Here is a 1,017-nt window from a genome sequence, read left to right on the forward strand (position 1 = left end):
GCCGCAGCGGGGATGGTTCGACGTCCTCGATGACTGGCTCAAGCGCGACCGCTTCGTATTCGTGGGGTGGTCCGGTCTGCTGCTGTTCCCCACCGCCTACCTGGCGCTGGGCGGCTGGCTCACCGGCACCACCTTCGCCACCTCCTGGTACACCCACGGCATCGCCAGCTCCTATCTGGAGGGCTGCAACTTCCTCACCGCCGCCGTCAGCACCCCCGCTGACGCCATGGGCCACAGCCTGCTGCTGCTCTGGGGCCCCGAGGCGCAGGGCGACTTCGTGCGCTGGGTGCAGCTGGGCGGCCTCTGGCCCTTCGTGGCCCTGCACGGCGCCTTTGCCCTGATCGGCTTCATGCTGCGTCAGTTCGAGATCGCCCGCCTGGTGGGCATCCGTCCCTACAACGCCATCGCCTTCTCCGGTCCGATCGCGGTGTTCGTCAGTGTCTTCCTGATGTACCCGCTGGGCCAGAGCAGCTGGTTCTTCGCCCCCTCCTTCGGGGTGGCGGCGATCTTCCGCTTCCTGCTGTTCCTGCAGGGCTTCCACAACTGGACCCTGAATCCCTTCCACATGATGGGAGTGGCCGGCATCCTCGGCGGTGCTCTGCTCTGTGCCATCCACGGCGCCACGGTGGAGAACACCCTGTTTGAGGATTCCGAGCAGGCGAACACCTTCAAGGCGTTCGAGCCCACCCAGGAAGAGGAGACCTACTCGATGGTCACCGCCAACCGCTTCTGGAGCCAGATCTTCGGGATCGCCTTCTCCAACAAGCGCTGGCTGCACTTCTTCATGCTGTTCGTGCCGGTGATGGGTCTGTGGACCAGCAGCATCGGCATCATCGGCCTGGCCCTCAACCTGCGTGCCTACGACTTCGTGTCGCAGGAGATCCGCGCCGCTGAGGATCCTGAATTCGAGACCTTCTACACGAAGAACATCCTTCTGAATGAAGGTCTGCGGGCCTGGATGGCCCCGGCCGACCAGCCGCACGAAAACTTCGTCTTCCCTGAAGAGGTTCTGCCCCG

At 64.4% G+C, this 1,017-nt stretch carries 1 protein-coding gene; it reads left to right on the forward strand.

The genetic code is table 11. From position 1 onward, the window contains the following. On the forward strand, window positions 1-1,017 hold a 1,017-nt coding region (psbD, locus tag VB777_RS01970), incomplete at both ends, for a photosystem II D2 protein (photosystem q(a) protein) (protein WP_323246753.1).

It is taken from the genome of Synechococcus sp. CCY9202 (genome assembly GCF_034931685.1).
Taxonomy (GTDB): Bacteria; Cyanobacteriota; Cyanobacteriia; order PCC-6307; family Cyanobiaceae; genus CBW1002.